At 40.6% G+C, this 1,513-nt stretch carries 1 protein-coding gene; it reads left to right on the top strand.

What is annotated here, in order from left to right; genetic code table 11:
* The coding region (locus WCG05_05730) for a type I restriction-modification enzyme R subunit C-terminal domain-containing protein (protein ID MEI8321478.1) at positions 1 to 1,513 on the top strand (1,513 nt) is incomplete at both ends.

The following is a 1,513-nucleotide window of genomic DNA, read 5'->3' as shown; positions in this document are numbered from 1 at the left end:
GAATCTGGTGAGTGAATATTCTCATGAAATGGCTGTTGCTGATGGTGTTAATGTTGGTTACGAAGTTTTTATTATCGACACCAAAGTAACCCAGCAGGGTGCTACTCTTTGGAAAGATGAATATATAGAACATCGTGAACGCCTGAGCCGGAAAAAGAGAATGGAGTTGCAGGATGAAGATGAAGCATACTCCAAACAGCAACTGGACAAAGAGGTGGTAAATCCGAATCAAATAAGAACTATTATACGATCCTTCAAAGAAAATCTACCGGATATCTTCAAAGACCGTTATGATATAAACGGACATTTTGAAGTACCCAAAACCCTGATTTTTGCCAAAACCGACAGCCATGCCAACGATATCATTGATATTGTAAGAGAAGAATTTGCCGAAGAAAACAAATTCTGTAAAAAAATTACTTACAAAACTGATGAAGACCCTAAATCTGTCTTGTCTCAATTTCGTAATTCTTATCATCCACGTATTGCAGTTACAGTGGATATGATAGCTACCGGAACAGATGTAAAACCCCTGGAATGTTTGCTTTTTATGCGGGATGTAAAAAGCAAAAACTACTTTGAACAAATGAAGGGCAGAGGCACACGGACTATTGATCTGGACACATTGCGAAAAGTAACACCTACTGCAAAATTCACCAAAGACCATTTTGTAATTGTGGATGCTATCGGGGTATGCAAGAGTTTGAAAACCGACAGCCGTCCTTTGGAACAGATGCCAGGTATCCCGCTTAAAGATTTGTTACAAGCCATTGCCGTGGGTGCAAGGGATGAAGAACTGTATACTTCATTGGCCAACCGCCTTACCCGTCTCGACAAACAAATTACAGAAAAAGAAAGAAAGCAGTTTGCCGAGAAAGCTGATGGGAAAACGGTTTCACAGGTAGTTAAAGAGCTCTTGAATGCTTTTAATCCGGATATAATTGAGGGAATTCAACAAAAAATAGAAGTTGAAATGGCTGGGGAAAGCCCTCAGGCTAAACATTCATCATTTATCTTTCATCATTCAGCATTATTAAACGAAGCTGCCAGGGTATTTAACGGTGAGCTCAACGAATATATTGAAAATGTTCGCAGGGCACACGAACAAAAAATTGATCTCTTAAATCCTGATGAAGTGATATTTCTGGGTTGGGACAAGGATAATGCAGACAAGGCCAGAGAACTAATTACAAGCTTTTCTGAATGGATGCAGCAACACAAGGATGAATTGACAGCTTTGCAAATTTTCTACAACCAACCTTTCCGCAGACGTGAACTGACTTATACCATGATAAAGGAAGTCTTGGAAAAGCTGCAAAATGACAAGCCCTTGCTTGCTCCCTTGCATGTTTGGCGGGCGTATGAAGCCTTGGGTGAATGCAACGGCTCTCCACGAAATGAATTGACTGCCATTGTATCTCTTATACGCAAAATAAGCGGACTGGATGCCACATTGACGGCTTATGATAAAACGGTGGACAAAAACTTTCAGGACTGGGTATGGAAACGCCAC

It is taken from the genome of Alphaproteobacteria bacterium (genome assembly GCA_037146715.1).
Lineage (GTDB): Bacteria > Pseudomonadota > Alphaproteobacteria > UBA7879 > UBA5542 > JBAWWO01.
The sequence above is the reverse complement of the archived record's forward strand: the minus strand, read 5'-3'. Positions and strand labels throughout refer to the sequence as shown.